Source organism: Amycolatopsis sp. GM8 (genome assembly GCF_021653975.1).
Classification (GTDB): domain Bacteria; phylum Actinomycetota; class Actinomycetes; order Mycobacteriales; family Pseudonocardiaceae; genus Amycolatopsis_E.
On record NZ_JAJKFK010000001.1, the window covers coordinates 1,252,302 to 1,276,557 of the forward strand.

Consider the following 24,256-nt stretch of genomic DNA (forward strand, 5'->3'; position numbering starts at 1 on the left):
CGCAAGCGAGACCTGATGGGCGCCGGTCTCGCCGCACTGACCAAGCTCGCCGGCAGCAGGACGCTGGCCCGGGCTGGTTTGCGCGTGCCGGTGCAGAACCTGGTCGGCGCGGCGACGAAGGGCGGCTTCCGCGCGGCGGGCGCAGCGTCGCGGGTCTTCTCATCCGCGCGCGTGTCCGGCGATCCGGCGAGGCCCGCGGCCCCGGCGGACAAGGACCTGTTCGATCTGACGCCCAGCGAAGAACAGCAGATGATCGTGGACACGGTGTCGGAATTCGCGGCCGAGCAGTTGCGCCCCGCCGCAGCCGAGGCCGACGCGAAGCTGTCGCCGCCGGACGGGCTGCTCACGCGTTCGGCTGAACTCGGCGTCACCCTGATCGGTATTCCGGAGGAGCTCGGCGGCGCGGGCGCGGAGCGGTCCGTCGTGACGAGCGCGCTGATCGCGGAAGCACTGGCGCACGGCGATCTCGGGCTGGCGGTGGCCGTGCTGGCGCCGTCGGCGGTGAGCACGGCGCTCGTGCTGTGGGGCGACGCGCAGCAGCAGGCCGACTACCTGCCGGCGTTCGTCGGCGAGAACGTGCCGGCCGCGGCGCTGGCGCTGCAGGAGTCGCGGCCGCTGTTCGACCCGTTCAAGCCCGCGACCCGCGCCCGCCGGACACCGTCCGGATACCAGCTGGACGGCGTGAAATCGTTGGTACCGCGGGCCGTGCAGGCGGAGCTGTTCGTCGTCTCGGCCGATCTCGAAGGCCGCGGGCCCGCGCTCTTCCTGATCGAGTCGTCGACGGCCGGCGTGTCGGTCGAGGCCGAGCCCGCGATGGGCCTGCGTGGCGCGGCGACCGGGAAACTGTTCCTGGACAAGGTGAAAGTCCCTGCGGGCGCACTGCTCGGCTCCCCGGACACGTTCGCCGACGTGGTCCGCCTTTCGCGTCTGGGCTGGGCGGCGCTCGCGACCGGGACCGCGAAAGCCGTGCTGGACTACGTGATCCCGTACGTCAACGAACGGACGGCGTTCGGCGAGCCGATCAGTCACCGGCAGGCGGTGGCGTTCTCGGTCGCCGACATCGCGATCGAACTCGAAGGGATGCGCCTGGTGACGTTGCGCGCGGCCGCGCGGGCGGAGCAGGGCAAGCCGTACGCGCGGGAGGTCGCGCTGGCGCGGAAACTCGCCGCGGACAAGGGAATGCGGATCGGCAGCGCCGGCGTGCAACTGCTCGGCGGGCACGGGTTCGTCAAGGAGCATCCGGTGGAGCGGTGGTATCGCGACCTGCGCGCGGTCGGCATCGCCGAAGGCGTCGTCCTTCTCTAGAAAGGGTTTGCTGTGATCAACCTCGAACCACCGAAGAAGGCCGGCGCCCTGATCAACCAGGCGTACCAGGCCGCGTCGCAGGTACTGCGCCCGATCTCGCGGAAGTACGACCGGGCGGAGCACGCGTATCCGAAAGAGCTGGACATGTTCGCCGCGGTGCTCGACGGGCTGAACTCGTCGGGCCAGGGCGGCGCGGGCGCGGCGGGCGTCCGGCGAGAATCTTCCGCGAAAGACTCTTCCGGCAACCGCAACGGCGGCAATCTGAGGACGGTCCTCGGCACCATCGAAATGTGCTGGGGTGACGTGGCTCTGCTGTTGTCGATGCCGCGGCAGGGCTTGGGCAACGCGGCGATCGCGTCGGTGGCGAACGACGAGCAGCTGGCGCGGTTCGGCAAGCTGTGGGCGGCGATGGCGATCACGGAGCCGGACTGCGGCTCCGACTCGGCGGCGATCACCACCACGGCGGTCGAAGACGGTGACTCCTATGTGCTCAACGGCGAGAAGATCTTCGTGACGTCGGGCCAGCGCGCGGATGCCGTGGTGGTTTGGGCCACTTTGGACAGATCGGCCGGACGCGCGGCGATCAAGTCCTTTGTGGTCGAAAAGGGCACGCCGGGCTTCGAAGTCGTTCGCCTCGAACACAAACTCGGCATCCGCGCGTCCGACACCGCCGTGCTACGGTTCGAGAACTGCCGGGTACCCAAGGAAAACCTGCTGGGCTCGGCGGAGGTCGACACCAAGAAGGGCTTCGCGGGGGTCATGCAGACCTTCGACAACACCCGCCCTTTGGTGGCCGCGATGGCGATCGGCGTGGCGCGCGCGGCACTGGAGGAGACCGCGCGAATCCTGGCCGACGCCGGTGTCGTGGTGGACTACGACAAGGCGGCCAACATCCAGCACGCCGCGGCCGCCGCGTACCTGGAATTGGAAGCCGACTACGAGGCTGCGTACCTGCTGACCTTGGAGTCGGCCTGGATGGCCGACAACCGCAAACCGAACTCCCTGCAGGCTTCCATGGCAAAAGCGAAGGCGGGACGGTCCGTTGTGGACATCACGCTGCGCTGTGTCGAGCTGGCTGGTGCGTATTCGGAGGAGTCGTTACTGGAGAAGTGGGCCCGCGACGCGAAGATCCTGGACATCTTCGAAGGGACACAACAGATCCAGCAGCTGATCGTGGCACGCCGCGTGCTGGGGAAGACGTCCGCGGAACTGAAGTAGCTCCTCAGCGGTGCTCGTTGCCCTCTTCTTCGCGTGGCGACCGCAGCGGATCCGCATCCCAGTCGATCGGTCCGGACCCGAGCGCTCCCTGCGACCGCCGGGCGCCCCAGCGGGGCATCCGGATCCGGCGTTCGCCGCCGCGGCCGCGATCACGGATGTCGACGACCGCGGCGGCCACTAACAGCGCCACGATCACCACCCCGATGACGATCCACATTGTCACCATCACGCACCCCCAAGCGCGCTCAGCTCACAAACGAGTCGATGTGTGCCCAGGTGGTCGTGCGTGCGCGACGGCCGGTGAGCACACCCAAGTGTCCACCCGGCGCGACTTCGAAGTCCACCCTCGGCGACGACGGCAATAACCCCGTCAGCCGCCCGACCGCGCGACGTGGCGCGATGGTGTCGTTCTCGCCGGCGATGACCAGTACCGGGACCCGCACGCCGGACAGTGAGATGACCCGGCCGCCCAGTTCCAGTTCGCCGTCCGCGAGATCGTTCGCGCGGAAGAACCGGTGGTACAGCTGGCCGAAGGTGCGGCCGGGGTAGGCCATCATGTTGTCCATGAAATGGTCCACCGCCTCGAGCTGCGCGAGAAAATCGCGATCGTCGAGGTTGCGCAGGATCGCCAGCGGTTTCGTGATCTCCTTGTCGATCCCCGTCGCCCAGAATACCCGGCCGACCACATAGGACGGTGCGCCGCCGAGCAGCCGGTAGAACGGGGTGAGCAGATGCCCGCCGGTCGCGGCGACGAGCGGGCGGAACGGGGCGATCAGCGGGATCGCGGTGAAATCCACCGGCGACGCGATCGTCACCAGCGACGAGATCGGCAGCGAAGGCTGGTCGGCCGCGGTCAGCAGCGAGAACAACCCGCCCAGGCACCAGGCGACCACCTGCACGTCCTGCCCGCCCGCGTCCTCGCTCACCTTCCGGATCGCGCGCGGCAGCACCTCCTCGATCCAGTGCTCCACGCCGAGCCGCCGGTCGGCGAACGCGACCGCGCCGTAGTCCACAAGGTACGTCTGCCGCCCCTGGTCGACCAGGTGCTCGGCCAGGCTGCAGCCACGCCGCAGGTCGAAGCACAGCGCCGGCGCGGCGAGCGGCGGCACCAGCAGGATCGGCGGACCCGACGAGCCGCCGTGAAACCGGTACACCGACCGGTTCGGGCCCTGGTCGATCAGCGTGCGGGGCATCGGCCGCAGGTCCGCCAGCCCGCCCCGGCACTTGCCGACCACGTTCGCCGCCGCGGCGGCGAGGCTGACCGGGGACAACGAAACACTCAAGACCGCCGCACCTTTGCTTCGCGCTGCGTATGCGCGAATTGCGCCCGCGCGATCACCTTACCCCGGCGGCCGGTCTTACAGCGCCGTGAGAATCCGCCGCGAGTTCGTCGAGCTCGAGCGGACTTTCGCGTGCGGGCGCTCGGCTTGCAGTACTTTGGCCACGAGCCGGCCCGCCTCGCCCTCGGTCTTCACCTCGATCGGTATAATCATACCGATATTTCATCGCAGGGGACCGGGCGCGGCAACGCCGCGGAACGGCTTACGTATGGTCTGTGTGAACAGCATTCAATGGAGACCACGCCGTGCCCGATACGCCGCCCCGAAGGATCTGGCGCTTCAGGCTGCTCGGCCGATTCTCCGTCGCGGCTGACGGCGAGGCGGTGAGCATCCGGTCGAAGCTGCACCAGACCCTGCTCGCGACCCTGCTCGCCCATCCCAACCAGGTGGTGCCCGCCGACGATCTCGTCGACGCGATCTGGCAGCGCCGGCCGAAGAACGCCAGCAACAGCCTGCACGTGCTGGTCAAACGGTTGCGCGCGGCGCTCGGTGACGCCGACCGGATCCGCGCCGAGTCCGGCGGCTACCGGATCGTCATCGCCGAGGACGAGCTCGACATGCTGGAGTTCACGTCGCTGCTGTCGTCCGCGAGGAACGCCGGGGACCAGCTCGCCGAGCGTGAGTGCCTCGCCGCCGCGCTCGCCCTGTGGACCGACGGGCTCGCGCCGCCGCCGCTCGCCGAGCGCGATCTGACCGAACTCGACGAGCTCCGGCTGACCGCGCTGAGCCGGCGGATCGCGCTGGACCTGGAGACCGGACGTGAGGCCGAGGCCGTCCCCGAACTGCGCCGGCTGACCCAGCGGTACCCGCTGCGCGAGGGCTTCTGGGCGCAGTTGATGCGCGCCCTCTACCAGGCGGGTTCGCAGGCGGAAGCGCTTGCGGTGTATGCCCGCGCTCGCGCCGAGCTGGCCGACGAACTCGGCGTGGAACCCGGCGTCGAACTGCGGGAGCTGTACGCCGCGGCGCTGTCAGCCGACGGCTCCGGCGGGTGGGCGCCGGTGTGCCAGCTGCCGTCCCGGATCGACGACTTCGTCGGCCGCGACGACACGCTGGCCCGCCTCGAACACCTGCTGGAACCCGGCGAGGCGACGCGGGTCGTGGTCGTGTGGGGCCAGCCGGGGGTCGGTAAGAGCACCCTCGCCGTGCAGGCCGCGCACCGGCTGCGCGACCGCTATCCGGACGGTCAGTGGTTCGCCGCGCTCTACGACCGGCACGCCGGCCGGACCTCCGCGCACGAGCTGCTCGAACAACTGCTGCTCGCCAGTGGGTTGCCGGCCGGGCAGATCCCGGCGCAGACGGGTGCGCGCTCGGCGGCCCTGCGCGCCCGGCTCGCCGACCGCCGGGTGCTGCTCGTGCTGGACGACGCCGGAGAGTCCGCGCAGATCGAGCCCGCACTGCCCGGGACCGGCCGCTGCGCGGTACTGGTGACCTCCCGCCGGTCCCTGCTCGACCTGCCGAACGCGCGCCGTACCCGGATCGAACCGCTGCGCGGGGACAGCGGGCTGCAACTACTCGGGCAGATGATCGGCGCGGACCGGGTCGAGGCCGAACGGGCCGACGCGGACGAACTCGTCCGTCTGTGCGGCGCGCTGCCACTCGCCTTGCGGATCGCGGGCGCGCGCCTTTCGCTGCGGCCGGAGGCCCGGTTGAGCGCGCTGGTGCAACGCCTGCGCGACGAGCGGACCCGGCTCGACGAGCTGGCCGTCGAGGGGATGGAGGTCCGCGCGAGCCTGACCCTGAGCTACCGCGGGCTCAACCCGGGCGCGCAGGAAGCCTTACGCCGCACGGCAATCCTGCCGCGGACGGGATTCCCGGCGTGGGCGCTCGGCGCGGTCACCGACGGTGGGGACGGCGAGCGGCTGATCGAGGCGCTGACGGCGTCGGCATTGCTGGAGCCGTGTGGGGGCGACGAAATCGGGCAGACTCGTTACCGCACCCACGACCTTGTCGCGCTGTACGTGCGGGATCTGGCCGGCGAGGAGGAGCAGGTGCCGTCGTTGCGCCGGCTACTCGACGTGTTGCTCGCGCGCGGTGAAGAGGTCTATCGCGAAGCCTCGCGGTGGACGGAAGAGCTGCAGCCGTACCAACCTCCGGGCGCGGTACCGTCCGAAGTGGACTTGCCACCGCTCGAATGCCCGGCCGAATGGGCGAGGGCCGAGCGGAACCTGCTGCTGGCCGTGATCGACCAGGCGTGCTCGGCGGGCTGGCATGCCGACGCCGCGCGGCTGGCGGATCTCGTCATCCCGGCGCTGCACCTGGGCGGCGGCTTCGATCAGCTGGTCGCGATCCGGCAGCGGATCGCGGAGGCGGCGCGTGCGGCCGGTGACGAGCTCGTCGCGTGGCGTGCGGACTACGGGCGCGCGGAGGCTTCGCTGGCCGAAGACGTCGCCGAGTCCGAGCGGACTTTCGTGGCCTGCGCGGAAGCTTTCGAGCGGCTGGGCGCGACGACCGAGCTGGTGTTCAGCCTGACGGGTGTGACGTTCTGCCGGATGATGCGCAACAAACCCGATCTCGAGACCGCCGAACGTGCGCTGCGGATCGCCGAAACCGGCGAGGACCGGATCGCGTACTGCACCGCCGCCCGCACCCTCGCGCAGGTGCTGCAGCAGCACGACCGGACGCGGGAAGCGGTGTGGCTCCTGAAGAAGACCAGTCGGGAGGCCGCGACGCTCAACGTCGGGTCCCTCAGCTCGGGCCTGTATCGCGAGCTGGCCCGCGCGGCGTTGCTGCTGGGCGACATCGAGACCGCAGCGGCCGCGTGTGCGGACGCGGCGCCGCTGCTGAGCGAAAATCCGCACGACGAGGGCTGGTTGCTGCAGCTGCGCAGCCGGATCGAGACGGCGCAGAACCGGTTCACCGAAGGCGCCGAGTCGGCGCGCCGGTCGCACGAGATCTTCACCGACCTCGGCGACCGGCGGGCGGCGGCGAGTTCGTTGATCTGGCTGGCGGATGCCTTGTGGCGCTGCGGTGAGCACGCGGAGGCGGCCACCCTCGCCGAGCAGGCACGGGACGCGCTGGAGGCGATGGGCTCGACGATCCTCGCGCCGCAAGCGGAACGGATCCTGGCCCAGGCGACGCGCAGCGCCTGACGCCGTGTTCGCCGGTCGCGTCGGCGTGTTGGCCGCGCGGGCGGCAAAGTCACCGACGGGAGGGCAAACTCACCGACGCAGGCGGCCAACACGCCCGGGGGCAAGCTCACCAACGCAGCGGGCCAACCCACCGACACGGGCGGCCACCGCAGCCACGCAGGCGGCCGCCCCACCGGCGCGGGCGGCAAAGTCGCCGATGCGGGCGGCAAACCCACCAACGCAGGCAGCCAACACGCCAACGCAGGCAGCCACCCCACCGACACCCGAGGCCACCCATCGACACGGGCGGCCAACTCACCGACGCAGCGGGCCAATCCACCGACGCAGGCAGCAAACTCACCGACGCAGGCGGCCAACACGCCCGCGCAGGCAGCCAACCCACCGACGCAGCGGGCCAACTCACCGACGCGGGCGGCCAGCCCACCGACGCAGGGGGCCAACACGGCCGCGCGGGACGGCAGACACGGCGGCGGTGAAATGTCAGCGGGGTGTCAGCGGGGGTTTGGGATCATCTCGGCGGGGCTGGACCGTGCCTTGGGGGTCGGCCCAGCGAACGTTGCAGTCGGGCGGCGCCAGCGCCGTCGCCGCCGGACTTCAACCTCAGCGAAGGCCCAGCTCCCAAAACCTCAGCGCAAGCTCAGCTCCGGGAACCTCAGCGCAAGCCCAGCTCCCGGGCGATGAGCATCCGCTGGATTTCGCTCGTTCCCTCGCCGATCTCCAGGATCTTCGCGTCGCGGTAGAACCGGCCGACGGGGAACTCGTTCATGAAGCCGTAGCCGCCGAAGATCTGCGTCGCGTCGCGGGCGTTGTCCATGGCCGCGTTGGAGGACACCAGCTTCGCGATCGAGGCCTCCTTCTTGAACGGCTCGCCGCGCAGCATCTTCGCCGCCGCTTCGTAGTACGCCAGCCGCGCGGTGTGCGCCCGCACTTCCATGTCCGCGATCTTGAACTGAATGGCCTGGTAGGCCCCGATCCGGCTGCCGAACGCCTCACGCTCGCCGGCATACCGCAGGCACTCGTCGACACAACCCTGCGCCAGCCCGACGCTCAGCGCGGCGATCGCGACCCGGCCTTCATCCAAAGTGGACAAGAACTGCGCATACCCGCGACCCCGTTCCCCGAGCAGGTTCTCGGCCGGCACCCGACAGTCCGAAAAGGACAGACCGTGCGTGTCGGAGGCGTTCCAGCCCACCTTCGAATACTTCGGCTCGACCGTGAAGCCCGGCGTACCCGACGGCACGATGATCGCCGAAATCTCCTTGCGGCCATCGTGCTGCCCCGTCACGGCGGTAACCGTCACCAGACGCGTGATATCCGTGCCCGAGTTGGTGATGAACGACTTGCTGCCGTTGATCACCCACTCCTCGCCGTCGAGCTTCGCCGTCGTGCGGGTGGCGCCCGCGTCGGACCCACCGCCCGGCTCGGTCAGGCCGAACCCGGCCAGCGCCTCGCCCGCACACAGCGCCGGCAGCCACCGTTCGCGCTGTTCCTTGCTGCCGAAGCGAAAGATCGGCATCGCACCGAGCGAGACCCCGGCCTCCAGCGTCACCGCGACCGACGAGTCGACCCGCGCCAACTCCTCCAAAGCGAGGCACAGCGCGAAATAGTCCCCGCCCATCCCGCCGAACTCCTCTGGGAACGGCAGCCCGAACAAGCCCATCCGGCCCATCTGCGCCACCAGGTCGTACGGGAACTTCTCGCGTTCGTAGAACTCGCCGATCACCGGCGCGACCTCGCTCTGGGCGAAGTCGTGCACCGTCTTTCTCAACGCCTCGTACTCTTCGGGCAGTCTGAAGTCGATCATCTCTCAGCCTCCGGGGTCACCACGGCCAGGGTTTCGTCCAGCGCGACCTGTTGGCCCGCCTGGACACGTAGTTCACTCACCACACCGTCGACGGGTGCGACCACGGTGTGCTCCATCTTCATCGCCTCCACCACGACCAGCGGCGCGCCGGCCGCGACCGGCTCGCCCGCCGACACCTTGACCACCAGCACGGTCCCGGGCATCGGGCTCACGACGGGCCCGCCTTCGATCGTTTCCCCATGCGCGGCAAGCAGGTTCGGCCGTTCGCGGATCGCGACCGCGCGACCGTCGCGGGCGAGCCAGTCCCCTGCCCGCAGGTACCGGCGGAACTCGCCGGCGCGATGCACTTCGAGCCGGTTTCCCAGGCGTCGTGCGGAAACCTCCACCGCGGGGCCGTCATCGACGGTGACCGACGCGCCTTCGACCCGCACGAGCGCCTCGGTTTCCCCGGCCTGCAACCGCATCGTCACGCCACCCGGGCCGCCCAGCCGCCAGCCGGTCGGCACGTCCCACGGGTCCACCACGTCACCCACGGGCTGCAGGCCGATCACCCGGTCCAGCGCAGCCGCGACGAAGAACTCCTCGGGGACCTCGCCGGAAACCAGGGAATCCAGCCGCCGCTCGACCAGTTCGGTGTCCAACTGTCCGCTTTGGACGTCCGGGTCCGCCAACAGTGCCCGCAGGAACGAGACGTTCGTGGTCAGCCCGAGCACGGCGGTGCCGGCCAGCGCGCGGTCGAGCCGGTGCAGCGCCGCCGCCCGGTCCGGGCCCCACGCGATCACCTTGGCCAGCATCGGGTCGTAGTCCGAGCCGACGACGGTGCCCGGCCGCAACCAGGAATCGACCCGGGCCCCGGCGGGTTCGGCCAATTCGAGCACCGTGCCCCCGGTGGGGATGAATCCGCGACTGGGATCCTCCGCGTACACCCGTGCCTCGATCGCATGCCCGTTCAAGTGGATGTCTTGCTGGGTAAGGGAAAGTGGCTCGCCGGCGGCGATCCGCAGCTGCCACGCTACGAGGTCGAGCCCGGTCACCAGCTCGGTCACCGGATGCTCGACCTGCAGCCGGGTGTTCATCTCCATGAAGAAGAACTCGTCCGGTGCCTTGTCCGACACGATGAACTCGACCGTGCCCGCGCCGGTGTATCCGACCGACCGCGCGGCCTCGACGGCGGCCGCGCCCATCCGCTCGCGCGTCGCCTCGTCGAGCAGCACCGACGGCGCCTCTTCGATGATCTTCTGGTGCCGCCGCTGCAGGCTGCACTCGCGCTCGCCGAGGTGCAGCACCGTGCCGTGCGCGTCGGCGAGCACCTGGATCTCGATATGCCGCGGCGTGGTGACGAAGCGTTCCAGCAGCAGCCGGTCGTCACCGAAGGCCGAGCGAGCCTCGCGTTGCGCCGACTCGACCGCCGCGGCGAGGTCCGCCGGGTCGGTCACCAGCCGCATACCCTTGCCGCCCCCGCCCGCGGACGGCTTGAGCAGCAGCGGGTAACCGACCTCGCCGGCGGCCGCGGCGAAATCGTCCACATCGGACAGGCCGGGGACGACGGGGACACCGGCGGCCGAGACGGTCGCCTTGGCGTGGATCTTGTCGCCCATCGCCTCGATCGCCTCGGCGGGCGGGCCGATGAACACCAAACCCGCGTCCGCACAAGCCCGGGCGAATCCGGCGTTTTCGGCGAGGAACCCGTACCCCGGGTGCACCGCCTGCGCCCCGGTTTCGAGCGCGGCCCCGACTATGTCCGAAGTGGACAGATAGCCCGAGATCCGGACCGCGATGTCGGCGTCGTGCACATGCCGCGCGTCGGCGTCCGCGTCGCTATACACCGCGACCGAGCGGACGCCCAGCTCGCGCAGCGTACGGATGACCCGGACGGCGATCTCACCGCGGTTGGCAACCAGAACTGCGTTGAACACGCTCATCACATCCTGAAGACGCCGTAGCCGACGGGTTCGAGCGGCGCGTTCGCCGCGACGGACAGGGCGAGCCCGAGCACCGTGCGGGTGTCCGCCGGGTCGATCACGCCGTCGTCCCACAGCCGCGCCGTCGAGTAATAGGGATTTCCCTGTTCCTCGTACTGCGCCCGAATGGAATCCTTGAACTCTTCCTCGCCCTCGGCGTCCCGGCGGACCGCCGAAAGCACCGAAGCGGCCTGCTCGCCGCCCATCACGGAAATCCGGGCGTTGGGCCACATCCACAGAAAACGCGGCGAATAGGCGCGGCCGCACATGGAATAGTTGCCGGCGCCGAACGAACCGCCGATGATCACGGTGAACTTGGGTACCCGCGCGCAGGCGACGGCGGTCACCATCTTCGCGCCGTGCTTGGCGATCCCGCCGGCCTCGTACGCCTTGCCGACCATGAACCCGCTGATGTTCTGCAGGAACACCAGCGGAATCGAGCGTTTGTCGCACAGCTCGATGAAATGCGCGCCCTTCATCGCCGATTCGGAGAACAGCACGCCGTTGTTCGCGATGATGCCCACGGGATGCCCGTGGATATGCGCGAAACCGGTGACCAGCGTGGCCCCGTATTCCTTCTTGAACTCCGCGAACCGGCTGCCGTCGACGATCCGGGCGATCACCTCGCGCACGTCGTATGGGGTGCGGGAATCCGTTGGCACCACACCGTAGAGCTGCCGCGGGTCGACCGCGGGCTCTTCGGTGGGCAGCACGTCCCACGGCCGCGGGCCGCGCGGGCCGAGGGTCGACACGATGGACCGGACGATCTGCAGCGCGTGCGCGTCGTCGTTGGCCAGGTGGTCGGTGACACCGGACTGGCGGGCATGGACGTCGCCGCCGCCCAGTTCTTCGGCCGTGACGACCTCGCCGGTCGCCGCCTTCACCAGCGGCGGGCCACCGAGGAAGATCGTGCCCTGGTTGCGGACGATCACGGCCTCGTCGCTCATCGCCGGCACGTACGCGCCGCCCGCCGTGCACGAGCCGAGGACGGCGGCGATCTGCGGGATACCGCGCGCGGACATGGTCGCCTGGTTGTAGAAGATGCGGCCGAAATGCTCCCGGTCGGGAAACACCTCGTCCTGCCGGGGCAGGAAGGCACCGCCGGAGTCGACCAGGTAGATGCACGGAAGGTTGTTGTGCAACGCCACTTCCTGCGCGCGCAGGTGCTTCTTGACGGTCATCGGGTAGTAGGTGCCGCCCTTGACCGTGGCGTCGTTCGCGACGATCACGCATTCGCGGCCGGAAACCCGCCCGATTCCGGTGATGATGCCGGCCGCGGGGGCCTCGTCGCCGTAGAGGCCGTTCGCCGCGAGCGGCGACAGTTCGAGAAAAGGTGAGCCCGCGTCGAGCAGGGCGTCGACCCGGTCGCGCGGCAGCAGCTTGCCGCGTTCGACGTGCCGGGCGCGGGACTTCTCCGGCCCGCCCAGCCTGGTCGTCGCGAGCCGTTTGCGCAGGTCCTCGACGACCTCGGCGTGCGAGGTGACGTTGCGCGTGTAACCCTCGCTCCGCGGGTCCGCGGCGGTGGTGAGCGTCGGTGTGTCCATACCAGCCCAAGTTAGTCGTCGTTAACTCCGGTTTCGATGTTAACGACGACTAACTGAGCTGTCCAGTGCTAGAGCGCCCCGGTGAAGGTGGCGTAGTAACCGCTGGCCTGACCGGTCGCGGTCGGGTGATAGGACTCGTCGACGGGCCAGGTCACGCTGTTGAGCCAGGCCGAGCCGGAACAGATCTCGTGGCCGGTGAAGGCGGGGCGGACGTCGGCGAAGGTGAAACCGGCGTTCGCGGCCTCCTTGGCGATGGTGACGTCGAGCGCGTCCGCACCACCGTTGATGTAGCCGCGGGAGGTGTCGGACAGACCGACCGAGCAGGAGCCGCCGATCTTGTAGAAGTGCGGGTAACCGAGCACGACGACCGTCGCGCGCGGAGCCTTGCCACGGATCGCGCTGAACACGTTGTCCAGCAGGCCGGGCAGGCTGGTGTGCACGAAGTTGACCGCGTTGTCGACCGCGGACTTGCAGCCCGAGTCGCCGCCGAGGATGCAGTTCTCCATCACGCTGGTGAACCCGGCGTCGTTGCCGCCGACGCTGATCGACACGAGGCTGGTCGACGAGCTGAGCGCGGAGACCTGGCTGTTGAGCACGTCCGTGGTCTTCGCGCCCGAGCAGGCCTGGAAGCTCAGCGAAGCGCCGGTGGCGTTCTTGTACAGCTCGGGGTAGGCCTTCGCGCTGCGCTTGCAGCTATTGGAGTCGAGATAGGACCCGGCGCCGACGCCGGAGGAGTAGGAATCGCCGAGTGCTACGTAGTTGATGGTCGCCGCACCGGCGACCGCGGTCAGGCCGAGCGTCGCCAGGACCACGGCGACGATGACTGTCAGGGATCTCATGGCTGCACGTACGGACATCTCAGGCCCTTCTGTGAGTGACAGACCGCCTCTAGATGTAGCAAGGTCAGCCTTCACGAGGACCCGCCGTTAGTCGGTAAGAAGGTAACGAGACGGCGAACGTTAGCGGTCGCTAACTGGCACCCGATAGCATGACGGGATGTCGAGCACGACCCCGCTGGTCAACGGCGAGAAGGCAAGCCGTCGCGAGCAGATCCTCACCGCGGCCGCCGAACTGTTCGCCCAGCACGGGTTTCACGGGGTCGGCATCGACGACATCGGGGCGGCCGTGGGCATCTCCGGTCCCGCGCTGTACCGCCACTTCCGCAGCAAGGACGCGATGCTCGGCGAGATGCTGAGCTCGATCAGCCAGTTCCTGTTCGACGGCGGTAACGCCCGGGCCGACGCGACCGAGGACCCGGAGCGGGTGCTGGCGGAACTGGTGGACTTCCACGTGAACTTCGCGCTCTCCCAGCCCGCGCTGATCACCGTGCAGGAGCGGGATCTCGCCAACCTCACCGATGCCGACCGCAAGCAGGTCCGCGCCCTGCAGCGGCGGTACGTCGAGGTGTGGGTGCGCGCGATCCGCGACGCGGTGCCCGGGGTGAGCGAGCGCCGTGCGCGCTCAGCCGCACACGCCGTGTTCGGTTTGATCAACTCGACGCCGTACAACCGCTATCTGGATGACACCGAACTGGCGGACCTCCTGCGCCGGCTAGCACTGGGTGCGTTGCACGCGCTCGGCTGACTCACCCGATTTTCCCACTAGCGCAATGCTTTTTCACCACGCGGCCGGCTCGCACCGCTGCGGGTTCTGAGGTGGTTCCTGGCGAGGACAGCGCCGACGTGGTGTATCGGCATACATGAGGAGGCGATCCCGGAGCCAGGAGCCGCCTCAGGTTCTGCCACCCGCACCGCCACCCAAACGTTCTCTAGCGCGGATGCCACCCCCCTGGTGTTTGATGGGGTGCGTGACTAGCGGGCCGAACGTGGTGGCGAAGGCGCAACGCGCCCTCGTCGCGATGCGGCTTGGGCGGGACGACGAGGCGCTCGACCAGGTGGCGCCGTCCGCGGCCGACGAACCCGGCCGCACGGCCGAGATGCGCGAGCTGATGCTGCTGCTGTTCGGCGAGTGCAGCACGATGGTGTCCGTACTCGGGGACGGCGGCAGCGCGCCGGTCAAGGTGCAGGTCTTCGACGAAGCCGGTGAAGAAGTGCCGATCGACCAGGCCGACCCACCGGTCCGCACGGCCGTGCGGACGCTGCTCGCCGAGGTGCACGGCAACACCGAAGCCGCCGAGGAACAGGTTGAGATCGCGCTCGCCAGCGCCGCGCCCGACGAGGTGGACAGCCTTGTCCTGCAAGCACTGCGCTGGACGATCCGGCTGTCCACCGAATGCCTCGACCGCGACCTGCCCGTCACCGAATGGGTGCACGACGCGCTCGCCGACTGAGCAGGTCTGGACAATTCGGGCGTCAGCCCAGCAGGGATTTCACCAGCGCGGCGATCTGCAGGGTCTCGATCAGGAAGGAATCGTGCCCGTACGGCGAGGAAATCACCACCGCGTCCCCGGCGCCGGGGATGCCCGCCGCCAGGTCGTTCGACTGGTACAGCGGGTACAACCGGTCACTGTCCACTCCGGCCACCACCGTGCGCGCCGTGATCCGGGAAAGCGCTTCCCCGACGCCGCTGCGGTCCCGGCCGACGTCGTGGGTGTTCATCGACTCCGTCAGCAGCAGGTAGCTGTTCGCGTCGAACCGCCGGACCAGCTTGTCCGCATGATGGTCCAAATAGGACTCGATCGCGAACCGCTCGTCGGCGGCTGACTGCCGGCGGCGGCCGAAGCGCCGGCCCAGCTCCGGTTCGCTGCGGTAGGTCACATGCGCGATCCGCCGCGCGATACCGAGCCCGCGGTGCGGCCCGTCGCCCGGCGCGGCGTCGTAGTAGTCGCCACCGCGCCAGCCCGGATCGGACCGGATCGCGTGCAGCTGCGGCGAAGCCCACGCGATCTGCTCCGCCGAAGCGGCCGCCGGCGCGGCGACCACGAGCAGCGACTCCACACGCGCGGGCAGCGTCACGGCCCATTCCAGGGCGCGCATCCCGCCCATCGAACCGCCGACCACCAAGGCCCATCGCTCGATGCCCAGCGCATCGGCCAGCTCCGCCTCCGCGTGTACTTGATCACGCACGGTCACCTGCGGAAACCTGCTGCCCCAAGGCTTTCCGTCCGGATCGGGCGAAGCGGGGCCGGTCGTGCCCTGGCAGCCGCCGAGGATGTTCGGCACCACGACGAACAGTTCGCTCGTGTCGAGCGCGCGGCCGGGCCCGATCAGTCCGTCCCACCAGCCGGGCGTGGGATGGCCCGGTCCGGCCTCGCCCGCCGCGTGCGAGTCACCGGTCAGCGCGTGCTCGATCAGCACCGCGTTGGACGCGTCGGAGTTGAGCCGGCCCCAGGTCTCGTAGGCGAACGTGTAGGCGGGCAGTACTCCCCCCGCATCCAGGCGCAACGACCGGTCCACCGGGAGCCACTGCCGTCGTCCCCGCGGATCTCCTGGCCGCCACGCACCGGTGACGGGCGGGAGGCCGGCTGGCGCCGCCTTGCTCGTCATGAAGACCGACGGTAGTCACACCCCGCCCACCGGCCCAACCGCTCCCAGTCGCTGAAAACCTCTTGACGACTAAATCTCTTAGATTCTAAGATACTTTTCATGAGCGAAGAACAGACGGACGTGCTGATCACAGGCGCCGGGCTGGCCGGCCTCACGGCAGGGATGTTCCTTGCCCAGCAGGGGGTTTCGGTCTTGGTCGTCGAGCGGCATCCGGGCACGTCACTACATCCACGGGCGTCGGGCCAGACGCCCAGAACCATGGAGCTGTACCGCTGGGCGGGCATCGACGGCGAGGTGCTCGGCGTCAGCAAGCGCGCCTCGCAGGGGCTGCGCATCACGATCGCGTCGAGCCTCGGCGGCCAGGTCTTCCACCGGATCCTCGAAGACATGTCGGAGCTCGACCTCAGTGCGGCGACCGGGGTGCCCTGGGGGATGGCCGGGCAGGACGTCGTCGAGCCGATCCTGCTCGCCCGCGCCCAGAAGTTCGGGGCCCAGGTCCGGTTCTCCACGACACTGGTCTCCTTCGAGCAGGACGATGACGGGGTCACCGCGGAGCTGTCGGACGGCCGGCGGATCCGGGCGAAGTACCTGGTCGCGGCCGACGGCGGGCGCAGCGGAATCCGCGAGCAGCTGGGCATCCCGGTCGACGGGATCGGCGCGATCGGCCATTCGATCGGCGTGGTCTTCGAAGCCGACCTCGGCGACCGGCTGACGCCGGACGTCACCGACCTCTACTACCTGCAGAACCCGCGGTTCACGGGCGCGCTGGTGAACACGGACGTGCCGGGCCGCTACGTCTTCGCCACCGACTACCACCCCGAGCGCGGCGAGACCGCCGACGACTACCCGCACGAGCGGCTGGTCGAGCTGATCCGCGTCGCGACGGACTTGCCCGAGCTGGAGCCGGAGATCCGCTGGACCGGCGCGTGGGAGATGGCGGCGCGGGTGGCGCGGCGGTTCCGGTCCGGGCGGGTGTTCCTCGCCGGCGACGCGGCGAAGGTGACCCCGCCGACCGGCGGCATGGGCGGCAACACCGCGGTCGGCGACGGGCACGACCTGGCGTGGAAACTCGCCGCCGTGCTGCGCGGCGAGGCCGGTCCTGGCCTGCTCGACACCTACGACGCGGAACGGCGGCCGATCGCGCAGCTGGTGGTGAACACGTCGCTGCACAATGCGAAACAGCGGATGGCGCCTGAGCTGGACCTGTCCGGTGTCGGCGAGCCGGTCGACCAGACCGCGCTGACGCTGGGCTTCCGGTACCGCTCGACGGCCGTCCGGACCGAAGACGACGACGCGCGCCCGACGGAAAACCCGAACCAGCCCAGTGGCCGGCCCGGTTTCCGCGCCCCGCACGTGCCGATCGTGGTCGACGGCGTACCCAAGTCCACTGTGGACCTGCTCGGCCGCGGCTGGGTCCTGCTGGCGAACGGTCCACAGTGGACGTCGGCGGCACGGGAGGTGTCGGCGTCGACCGGTGTCCCGCTCACCTGCCTGGAAGTCGGCACCGACTTCGGCGACCCGGAAGCGCTTTTCGCCGCTCGCTACGGGCTGGAGCCCGGCGGGATGAGCCTGATCAGGCCGGACGGCATCGTCGCCTGGCGCACGACGGGCCCGATCGAGGACCCCGCCGGCAGGCTCTGGGACGTACTGGGCGACCTGCTCAGCCGTTAGCTTCTGGCGCCGTATGCTGCGCAAATGGTGTCAGTTCGCAGCGTCGTCGAGCGGGTCGGCCCGACGCTGCTGCACGCGGTGTCGGTGCCCGACGCGTGCCCGGCGGTGGCCGACGTGGTGATCGCCGAGCCCGGGGTCGCGGTGTCCGTCGCGGCGGGCGACCTGGTGCTGGGCGTCGCGGCGGCGAACGCTGACGAAGCAGCTGCGCTCGTCTCGCACAGCGCGGAGCGCAAGGCCGCCGCGGTGCTGTTGAAACCGCCGCTCGCGATGAAACCGACCGTGCGGCGCGCGGCGCAGACGGCGGACATCGCGCTGATCGAGGTCCATGCGGCAACGGCGTGGGCGCAGCTGGTTTGGCTGCTACGCACGGTCCTCGACGCCGACGACGATGCGGTCGGCGACTCGGGTCCGGGCGACCTGTTCCGCCTCGCCGACGTGGTCGCCTCGGTGGTCGACGCGCCGGTCACAATCGAGGACACGAACTCGCGCGTGCTCGCCTACTCCGCGCGTCAGGACATCACCGACCCCGCGCGGGTGTCCACGATCATGGGCCGGCGCATCCCGGACGACGTGCTCGCGCGGTTCCGGTCGCGCGGGGTGTTCCGCGAGCTTTCCCGCGGCAGGCAGACGGTTTTCGTGCCCGCACAACGGGATGGCACGCTGCCGCGGCTGATCGTGCCGATCCGGATGGGCGGCGAGCTGCTCGGCTCGATGTGGGCGGTGGTGACCGGTCCGGTGCCCGACGAGCGGGCGGCCGCCTTCGCCGACACCGCACCGGTGGTCGCGCTGCACCTGCTGCGCCGCCGGGCGCATGCGGACGCCCAGCGCCGCGCGTCGGCGGAGCTGCTGCGGGGTCTGCTCGAAGGGAAAGTGGAGGCACGTAAGGCGATCGCCGAGCTGGAGCTGTCCGAGGAGCCGCACCGGGTGGTCGTCGTGGACGCGCCGGGCGAGGGGCTGCGACTGGCCCTGCTGGAACGGATCTCGCAAGGCATCGGACCGCGACCGGTCGCGACTGAGCTCGGCAGCCTGCTGTACGCGATCGTGCCGGACGGCGACGGCCCCGGGTCGTGGCCGCAGCTGCGAAAGGCGTTGGCGGGCCTAGACGCGCGGGTCGCGGCGGGCAGTCCGGTGGGGATCGGCGAGCTGACCCGGTCCCGCGCAGAGGCCGAGGAGACGCTTGGTCTCGTGCGCGCGGGGCTGCTGGACGGGAACGTCGGCAGCTACGACCGCGCGTGGACCGCGCTGGTCCTGCACCGCGCGGCGACGGCGGCGGACCGGGCCCGGATCTCGGAGGTCGGCCCGCTGGAAACGCTGCGGGCGCACGACGTGGCCAACCACACGGAGTACCTCGGCACGCTGTACGAATGGCTCCGCTTCCCCGGCGATCCACGCGCGGCGGCCAAGGCGCTTCGCATTCACCCCAACACTTTCCGGTATCGCATGCGGCGGCTGCTGGAGCTGGTGCCGCTGGATCTGGACGATCCGGACGTGCGGCTGGCACTGATCACGCAACTCGTCGCGCTCCGGTGGTCGTGAGCCCGGCCTACGATGGACCGATGTTCTCCGGATCCGTGGCGCAGCTGCATCGCTGGCCGGTCAAGTCGTTGCGGGGCGAGGAAGTCGACGCCGCGCGGTTCGACGACCGGGGTATGGCCGGCGACCGCGCGCACGCGCTGATCGACCTGCGCCCGAAGCGTGCGGGCAAGGTGCTCACGGTGCGCCAGAACCAGGAACTGCTGTCCTGGCGCGGTAGCTATCCCGGAGGGCCCGAAGAACCGCCGACGCTGTCCGCCCCGGACGGCACCGAATGGTCGTGGCGCGACCCGGCGCTGCCTGCCGCACTGAGCGAATCCCTTGGCCTGCCACTGGAACTGCGCGCCGAGGAGGGTCAGCAAGATCGCGGACCGACCGTGCTCGTGACGGTCGAGGCCTCCCGCCAGGCGCTCGAGAACGAACTGGGCGGGCCGGTCGAGCTGGCCCGGTTCCGCCCGAACCTGCACGTGGACCTCGACGCCCCTGCCTTCGCCGAACAGGACTGGGGCGAGGGCACGGCGATCACCGTCGGCGACGTGGTGCTGGAGATCGTCGGCGCGCGGGCCGGCCCGTGCATCCGCTGCGCGGTACCGAGCTGGGACCCGGCCGGCCGCGAGCGGTGGCCGAAGCTGCAGACCTGGATCATCGAGCAGCACGAGAACAAGTTCGGCCTGATCATGCGCGTGACCAGGCCCGGCACGATCCGCACCGGCGACGCCGTCTGGGCGCGGCCCGCGTAGCTCAGGGCACCAGCAGGGTTTTGCCGATCGTGGCGCGGGTTTCGATCGCGCGGTGGGCGTCGGCGGCGCGGTCGAGCGGGAAGCGCTGGCCGATCACCGGGGTCAGGCGACCGGTGGCCCCGTCCTCCAGCGCGCTCTCGGTGAAGGCACGCAAATCCTCCGGGGTACCGGAGATGCCGCGGCGGATGGCGACGCCGCGTGCGGCCGCGTCGTCGTCCGACACCGGGGTCCACGCGCCGCTCGCCAGGCCGTACACGACCATCCGGCCGCCGGGCTCGAGCAGCGGGAACGCGGTGGCCCCGAGTTCGCCTCCCACCCCATCGAAGACGACGTCGACCTGCCCCACCTCCGCTGCCCAGCCCGCGGCCGAATAGTCGACCACCCGATCGGCGCCCAGGTCCGCCGCGACCGCGCCCTTGCGCGGCCCTCCCGCGGCGGCGACCACCTTCGCCCCGGCGTGCTCGGCCAGCTGCACCAGCAGGCTCCCGACCCCGCCGGCCGCCGCCAGGACGAGCACGCGCTCCCCCGCACCCACTGTGGCGGCCCGCATCAGCAGTTTGGCTGTCCGGCCGTCAGCCAGTAGGGCGACCGCGGCGTCCAGCGCGAGCCCGTCGGGCACGATCAGCGGCGACGCGGCGGGCACGACCGCTTGTTCGGCGTAACCGCCGGTCCCGCCGGTGCTGGCCACGACCTGCTGACCGACCAGGTCGTGGTGGACGCCCGCGCCGACGCTGGTGATCACCCCGCCGACCCCGTTACCGGGAATGACCGGCGGCTGGACCTGGAAGGGGTTCATCCCGCCGGACCGGAACTGGGTCTCGACGAAGGTGATGTTGGCGAATGTCACGGCGATCAGGGCCTGCCCAGGACCCGGTACCGGATCGGGTGCTTCGCCGGGCTGCAGCACGTCGGGTCCGCCGAACTCCTTCAACCACACGGCTCTCATGAAGCCAGCCTGCATCCTCCAGTTAGGTGGAGGTCAACACGCTGTCGTGCGGCAACCATCCACCGGAGCGAGGATTGTCGTGGGCGAACGATGACACCGCCATCCGAGTGCATCACCGTAGGTATCCGACGCCCACAGCGACCAGGAGGCCCCGTGCGTATCGCCATTCCCAAGGAGATCAAGAAGCACGAATACCGGGTGGCGGTCACCCCTGCCGGAGTCCACGAGCTGACCCGGCGCGGCCACCAGGTGTTCATCGAAACCACCGCAGGCCTCGGCTCGGCGATCACGGACGACGACTACGCCGCCGCCGGCGCGAAGGTACTGGCGACCGCCGACGAGGTGTGGGCGGAGGGCGATCTCGTGCTGAAGGTCAAGGAGCCCATCGCCGTGGAGTACCCGCGGCTGCGCGCGGACCAGGTGCTGTTCACGTATCTCCACCTGGCGGCCGACCGTGCCCTGACCGAAGCCTTGCTCAACGCGGGCACGACCGCCATCGCCTACGAAACCGTGCAAACCGCAACCGGCGCTCTGCCATTGCTGGCGCCGATGTCGGAGGTGGCGGGCCGGCTGGCGCCACAGGTGGGCGCCTATGCCCTCATGAAGCCCTCCGGCGGCCGCGGCGTCCTCCCCGGCGGCATCCCCGGTGTCCTTCCGGCGCGGGTGGTCGTGATCGGCGGCGGTGTGGCGGGCCTGAACGCGGCACGGATCGCCCTGGGGCTCGGGTCCGATGTGGAAATCCTGGACACCAATGTGGACCGTCTGCGTCAGATCGACCAAGACTTCAACGGCCGCATCAAGACCGTCACTTCCACGGCCTTCGCCATCGAACAGTCGCTCCTGCAAGCAGACCTGGTGATCGGCGCCGTCCTCATCCCAGGCGCCAAGGCACCAAAGCTCGTCTCGAACGACCTGGTCTCGCGCATGAAACCAGGCAGCGTCCTGGTCGACATCGCCATCGACCAAGGCGGCTGCTTCGCGGACTCCCACCCCACCACCCACGACGCCCCCACCTACGCCGTCCACAACTCGATCTTCTACTGCGTCGCCAACATGCCCGGCGCCGTCCCCACCACAAGCACCCAAGGCCTAACAAACGTAACCCTGCCTTACGCGGTCGCACTCGCAGACCGAGGCTGGCAAACCGCTCTCAACAATGACGCGTCATTGGCAAAGGGTTTGAACACCCATCAAGGCGCCCTGACAAATGCCCCCGTCGCCACCGCCCACGAGATCCCCCACACACCCCTGGAAAACATCCTGACCTAACGCCGTACAACAGGAATTCCTATACACAGCAACACAACCACACAAACCGGCACCGAAGGATGGGGGTCCGGGGGAAGCCCCCGGGCGGGGTTTGGGGGTCGCACCCCCAAAAAAGACGCGAGGTTGAGCAAACAGGAAAGGCGCAGCAAAGCGCGACGAACAGGGGCGGCCCGCTCAACCAGCCTGGGGGTCACTGGGAGCGGGCCGCCAACCACTAGCTTAGGTGGTCTTGGCGGACTTCGCTGCATGGGGTTGGGGTTTTATCGAAATACTTCTTCACGGTCAGTCACGGAACGTCGTGATTCACCGACCGACAGGTAGTTTCCCCCTTCGGTGCCCATGGCGGACATCGATGAGGCAGGATGTCGGCTTGCGCCGAGTTCACCCATTCGCCGGATCGAGGGGGAAGTGATGCAGAACGACGGTAGCGGCCGGATAGTCGTGCAGGGGTTGAGCAAGACGTTCGGGCCGGTCGCGGCTGTGCAAAACCTGAGTTTCGTGGTGGAACCGGGTGCGGTTACGGGGTTCCTGGGCCCGAACGGTGCCGGGAAGACCACGACGTTGCGGATGATCCTCGGGCTGGTGACGCCGACGGCGGGGGTCGCGACGATCAGTGGTCTGCGTTACGACCAGCTGGGTTATCCGGCGCGGATCGTGGGCGCGGTGCTGGAGAACGAGGGCTTCCATCCGAAGCGGACGGCGCGCAATCACCTGCGGATCTACGCGGCGGCGATCGGGATGCCGGATCAGCGGGCGGACGAGGTGCTGGCGCTGGTGGGCCTTACGACTGCCGCGAACCGGAAACCGGGCGAGTTCTCGCTCGGTATGCGGCAGCGGCTGGCGCTGGCGACGGCGCTGCTGGGCAATCCACAGGTGCTGGTGCTGGACGAGCCGGCGAACGGGCTGGACCCGGAGGGGATCCTTTGGCTGCGCAACTTCTTGCGCGCGTACGCCCGGGAGGGCCGGACGGTGCTGGTGTCGAGTCACCTGCTGTCCGAAGTGGAGCAGACGATCGATCAGGTGGTGATCATCAGCCACGGCGTGACGCGGTACTTCGGTTCGCTGGAGCAGTTGCGGGCGGGCCAGCAGTCGCGGGTGCTGGTGCAGGCGGCTGATCCGAACGCGCTGGTGAAAGCGTTGCAGGAAGCGGGCTTCACCCAGTTGGAGACGACGCCGGACGGGCGGGTCGCGGTGCTGGGCGCGACGCGGGAGCAGATCGGTGACCTGACCGCGAAGGCGGGGCTCGCGGTGTACGGCATGGAGGAGGACCGCGCCGATCTGGAGAAGTTGTTCTTCCAGCTGACCAACGGCGGGTACTCGGCGGCGCAGTATCAGCCACAGCAGCAGCAGTATCCGCCGCCTCCGGCCGGCGGCTGGGGTCCGCCACCTGCGCCACCGCAGGCCGGTTATCCCCCGCAGCAGCCGTATCAGACACCGCCTGGCGGCTACCAGCAGCCGGGGCCGTACCAGGGTTGGGGAGGGCAGCGCTGATGGGCCGGTTGCTCGTCGCGGAGTTCCGCAAGACGTTCACCACGAAGCTGTGGTGGGCGCTGATGATCCCGGCGGTGCTGCTGGCCTTCGGGTTCGCGCTGGGCTGGGGCGCGTTCGCCAACGAGATCGGCGACGTGCTGACCAGTTCCGAGACGCAGATCATCGCGCAGGCGCTGGGGATCCAGACCGGGAACCTGCCGATGGGGTTGCTGGCGATCGGGCACGGGATCAACATCGGGCTGACGTTCGCGGTGATCTTCGGGGTGTTCGCGCTGGCGGGCGAGTACCGCAGCAAGACGATCACCACGACGTTCCTGACGGCGCCGAACCGGGTGTCGGTGCTGACCGCGAAAATGCTCACCTACGCCGTCTGGGGTGCGATCTACGGGCTCGCGGTCGCCGCGGTGTCGAGTCTCGGCATCGCGATCACCGTGGACGGCTCGCGGTTGCCGACCAGTGGCCAGTGGCTCGGTGTGATCGGCGCGAGCGTGCTGGCCGGTGTGCTCTCGACGCTGTTCGGTATCGGTGTCGGCGCGGTGTGGAACAGCGTCGTCGGCAGCGTGGTGACCCTGGTGATCTACCTGTTGATCATCGAGAACGTGCTGGTGCTGCTGTTCTACGGGCTGTGGCGGGTCGACTGGCTGGGCGCGGTGCTGCCGAACGGCACGATGAACGGGATCGTGGGCGCGATCGGGGCGCAGGCGTTCGGTGCGGCGGGCGTGAAGCTGCCTGGTCTGGACGCGGAGACGCAGTGGTCGCTGCAGTACATCGCGGGTGCGCCGGGCGCGCTCTCGTGGTGGGCTTCGGCGCTGGTTTTCTTCGCCTGGACCGCGGTCTTCTTCGCCGGCGGCTGGGCCGTCAACCAGCGACGCGACATCACCTGAACAAACCGGCATACG

General features: G+C 69.7%; 20 protein-coding genes. 11 read left to right on the top strand and 9 right to left on the bottom strand.

Translation table 11 applies throughout. From position 1 onward, the window contains the following. The first annotated feature begins 15 nt into the window (after window positions 1–15). Complete coding sequence (locus LOZ83_RS05995) at window positions 16–1,305, top strand: acyl-CoA dehydrogenase family protein (protein ID WP_236789461.1); 1,290 nt, start codon at window positions 16–18, stop codon at window positions 1,303–1,305. Between the two features lie 12 nt (window positions 1,306–1,317). Then, window positions 1,318–2,523: an acyl-CoA dehydrogenase family protein gene (locus LOZ83_RS06000; protein ID WP_236789168.1), complete on the top strand. Its 1,206-nt coding sequence runs from the start codon at window positions 1,318–1,320 to the stop codon at window positions 2,521–2,523. Window positions 2,524–2,527: 4 nt separating this feature from the next. Here LOZ83_RS06000 and LOZ83_RS06005 read toward each other — a convergent pair whose 3' ends face one another. The 3 genes from LOZ83_RS06005 to LOZ83_RS39700 form a co-directional block, all read right to left on the bottom strand. Then, window positions 2,528–2,749 (bottom strand): hypothetical protein, encoded by a 222-nt coding sequence (locus LOZ83_RS06005; RefSeq protein WP_236789169.1) that lies wholly within the window; start codon window positions 2,747–2,749, stop codon window positions 2,528–2,530. A gap of 19 nt (window positions 2,750–2,768) precedes the next feature. Next, on the bottom strand, window positions 2,769–3,806 hold the full coding sequence (locus tag LOZ83_RS06010) for an alpha/beta fold hydrolase (RefSeq protein WP_236789170.1): 1,038 nt from the start codon (window positions 3,804–3,806) through the stop codon (window positions 2,769–2,771). Between the two features lie 75 nt (window positions 3,807–3,881). Further along, window positions 3,882–4,016, bottom strand: a complete 135-nt coding sequence (locus tag LOZ83_RS39700; protein WP_255823096.1) for a hypothetical protein — start codon at window positions 4,014–4,016, stop codon at window positions 3,882–3,884. Window positions 4,017–4,108: 92 nt separating this feature from the next. Here LOZ83_RS39700 and LOZ83_RS06015 point away from each other — a divergent pair, with 92 nt between their 5' ends. Next, window positions 4,109–6,952 (top strand): AfsR/SARP family transcriptional regulator, encoded by a 2,844-nt coding sequence (locus tag LOZ83_RS06015; protein WP_236789171.1) that lies wholly within the window; start codon window positions 4,109–4,111, stop codon window positions 6,950–6,952. 652 nt (window positions 6,953–7,604) lie between these two features. Here LOZ83_RS06015 and LOZ83_RS06020 read toward each other — a convergent pair. The 4 genes from LOZ83_RS06020 to LOZ83_RS06035 form a co-directional block, all read right to left on the bottom strand. After that, entirely contained in the window at window positions 7,605–8,756 is a 1,152-nt protein-coding gene (locus tag LOZ83_RS06020; protein ID WP_236789172.1) for an acyl-CoA dehydrogenase family protein, read from the bottom strand. Then, window positions 8,753–10,672, bottom strand: coding sequence for a biotin carboxylase N-terminal domain-containing protein (locus LOZ83_RS06025; RefSeq protein WP_308190189.1), 1,920 nt, complete (start codon window positions 10,670–10,672; stop codon window positions 8,753–8,755). The genes LOZ83_RS06020 and LOZ83_RS06025 overlap by 4 nt, the downstream gene beginning before the upstream one ends. A gap of 5 nt (window positions 10,673–10,677) precedes the next feature. Then, window positions 10,678–12,261 (bottom strand): carboxyl transferase domain-containing protein, encoded by a 1,584-nt coding sequence (locus LOZ83_RS06030; protein ID WP_236789174.1) that lies wholly within the window; start codon window positions 12,259–12,261, stop codon window positions 10,678–10,680. A 68-nt stretch (window positions 12,262–12,329) separates the two neighbouring features. Further along, window positions 12,330–13,100: an SGNH/GDSL hydrolase family protein gene (locus tag LOZ83_RS06035; protein ID WP_374202625.1), complete on the bottom strand. Its 771-nt coding sequence runs from the start codon at window positions 13,098–13,100 to the stop codon at window positions 12,330–12,332. A gap of 157 nt (window positions 13,101–13,257) precedes the next feature. On the opposite strand from LOZ83_RS06035, the gene LOZ83_RS06040 reads away from it, so the two are divergent. Both LOZ83_RS06040 and LOZ83_RS06045 read left to right on the top strand, forming a co-directional pair. Continuing rightward, on the top strand, window positions 13,258–13,845 hold the full coding sequence (locus LOZ83_RS06040) for a TetR/AcrR family transcriptional regulator (RefSeq protein WP_236789176.1): 588 nt from the start codon (window positions 13,258–13,260) through the stop codon (window positions 13,843–13,845). A gap of 274 nt (window positions 13,846–14,119) precedes the next feature. Continuing rightward, entirely contained in the window at window positions 14,120–14,551 is a 432-nt protein-coding gene (locus LOZ83_RS06045; protein ID WP_374202635.1) for a hypothetical protein, read from the top strand. 22 nt (window positions 14,552–14,573) lie between these two features. Here LOZ83_RS06045 and LOZ83_RS06050 read toward each other — a convergent pair whose 3' ends face one another. Then, window positions 14,574–15,707 carry a homoserine O-acetyltransferase gene (locus LOZ83_RS06050; protein ID WP_236789178.1) on the bottom strand — a complete coding sequence of 378 codons (1,134 nt, stop codon included), beginning with the start codon at window positions 15,705–15,707 and terminating at the stop codon, window positions 14,574–14,576. Window positions 15,708–15,806: 99 nt separating this feature from the next. Between LOZ83_RS06050 and rdmE the strand changes: the two genes are divergently transcribed. From rdmE to LOZ83_RS06065, 3 genes are read left to right on the top strand one after another with little or no spacing between them, the layout of a single operon-like run. Further along, entirely contained in the window at window positions 15,807–17,378 is a 1,572-nt protein-coding gene (gene rdmE / locus LOZ83_RS06055) for an aklavinone 12-hydroxylase RdmE (protein WP_236789179.1), read from the top strand. 24 nt (window positions 17,379–17,402) lie between these two features. Then, window positions 17,403–18,914 carry a CdaR family transcriptional regulator gene (locus tag LOZ83_RS06060; RefSeq protein WP_236789180.1) on the top strand — a complete coding sequence of 504 codons (1,512 nt, stop codon included), beginning with the start codon at window positions 17,403–17,405 and terminating at the stop codon, window positions 18,912–18,914. A gap of 20 nt (window positions 18,915–18,934) precedes the next feature. Next, window positions 18,935–19,651 (top strand): MOSC domain-containing protein, encoded by a 717-nt coding sequence (locus tag LOZ83_RS06065; protein WP_236789181.1) that lies wholly within the window; start codon window positions 18,935–18,937, stop codon window positions 19,649–19,651. Between the two features lies 1 nt (window position 19,652). Here the strand turns inward: LOZ83_RS06065 and LOZ83_RS06070 are convergent, their stop codons facing one another. Continuing rightward, window positions 19,653–20,597 (bottom strand): zinc-binding dehydrogenase, encoded by a 945-nt coding sequence (locus LOZ83_RS06070; RefSeq protein WP_236789182.1) that lies wholly within the window; start codon window positions 20,595–20,597, stop codon window positions 19,653–19,655. 153 nt (window positions 20,598–20,750) lie between these two features. Between LOZ83_RS06070 and ald the strand changes: the two genes are divergently transcribed. The 3 genes from ald (at window position 20,751) to LOZ83_RS06085 (ending at window position 24,241) form a co-directional block, all read left to right on the top strand. Then, on the top strand, window positions 20,751–21,866 hold the full coding sequence (gene ald, locus LOZ83_RS06075; RefSeq protein ID WP_236789183.1) for an alanine dehydrogenase: 1,116 nt from the start codon (window positions 20,751–20,753) through the stop codon (window positions 21,864–21,866). Between the two features lie 411 nt (window positions 21,867–22,277). Then, window positions 22,278–23,357 (top strand): ABC transporter ATP-binding protein, encoded by a 1,080-nt coding sequence (locus LOZ83_RS06080; protein WP_236789184.1) that lies wholly within the window; start codon window positions 22,278–22,280, stop codon window positions 23,355–23,357. Next, window positions 23,357–24,241, top strand: a complete 885-nt coding sequence (locus LOZ83_RS06085; protein WP_236789185.1) for an ABC transporter permease — start codon at window positions 23,357–23,359, stop codon at window positions 24,239–24,241. The genes LOZ83_RS06080 and LOZ83_RS06085 overlap by 1 nt, the downstream gene beginning before the upstream one ends. Window positions 24,242–24,256 lie beyond the last annotated feature (15 nt).

Coding starts and splice junctions, on each gene's coding strand:
- LOZ83_RS06040 (WP_236789176.1), top strand. CDS start 13,258: ATGTCGAGCACGACCCCGCTGGTCAACGGCGAGAAGGCAAGCCGTCGC.
- LOZ83_RS06030 (WP_236789174.1), bottom strand. CDS start 12,261: ATGGACACACCGACGCTCACCACCGCCGCGGACCCGCGGAGCGAGGGT.
- LOZ83_RS06085 (WP_236789185.1), top strand. CDS start 23,357: ATGGGCCGGTTGCTCGTCGCGGAGTTCCGCAAGACGTTCACCACGAAG.
- LOZ83_RS06045 (WP_374202635.1), top strand. CDS start 14,120: ATGCGGCTTGGGCGGGACGACGAGGCGCTCGACCAGGTGGCGCCGTCC.
- LOZ83_RS06080 (WP_236789184.1), top strand. CDS start 22,278: ATGCAGAACGACGGTAGCGGCCGGATAGTCGTGCAGGGGTTGAGCAAG.
- LOZ83_RS06070 (WP_236789182.1), bottom strand. CDS start 20,597: ATGAGAGCCGTGTGGTTGAAGGAGTTCGGCGGACCCGACGTGCTGCAG.
- LOZ83_RS39700 (WP_255823096.1), bottom strand. CDS start 4,016: ATGATTATACCGATCGAGGTGAAGACCGAGGGCGAGGCGGGCCGGCTC.
- LOZ83_RS06005 (WP_236789169.1), bottom strand. CDS start 2,749: ATGGTGACAATGTGGATCGTCATCGGGGTGGTGATCGTGGCGCTGTTA.
- LOZ83_RS06060 (WP_236789180.1), top strand. CDS start 17,403: ATGGTGTCAGTTCGCAGCGTCGTCGAGCGGGTCGGCCCGACGCTGCTG.
- LOZ83_RS06020 (WP_236789172.1), bottom strand. CDS start 8,756: ATGATCGACTTCAGACTGCCCGAAGAGTACGAGGCGTTGAGAAAGACG.
- LOZ83_RS06065 (WP_236789181.1), top strand. CDS start 18,935: ATGTTCTCCGGATCCGTGGCGCAGCTGCATCGCTGGCCGGTCAAGTCG.
- LOZ83_RS06035 (WP_374202625.1), bottom strand. CDS start 13,100: ATGAGATCCCTGACAGTCATCGTCGCCGTGGTCCTGGCGACGCTCGGC.
- LOZ83_RS06050 (WP_236789178.1), bottom strand. CDS start 15,707: ATGACGAGCAAGGCGGCGCCAGCCGGCCTCCCGCCCGTCACCGGTGCG.
- LOZ83_RS05995 (WP_236789461.1), top strand. CDS start 16: ATGGGCGCCGGTCTCGCCGCACTGACCAAGCTCGCCGGCAGCAGGACG.
- rdmE (WP_236789179.1), top strand. CDS start 15,807: ATGAGCGAAGAACAGACGGACGTGCTGATCACAGGCGCCGGGCTGGCC.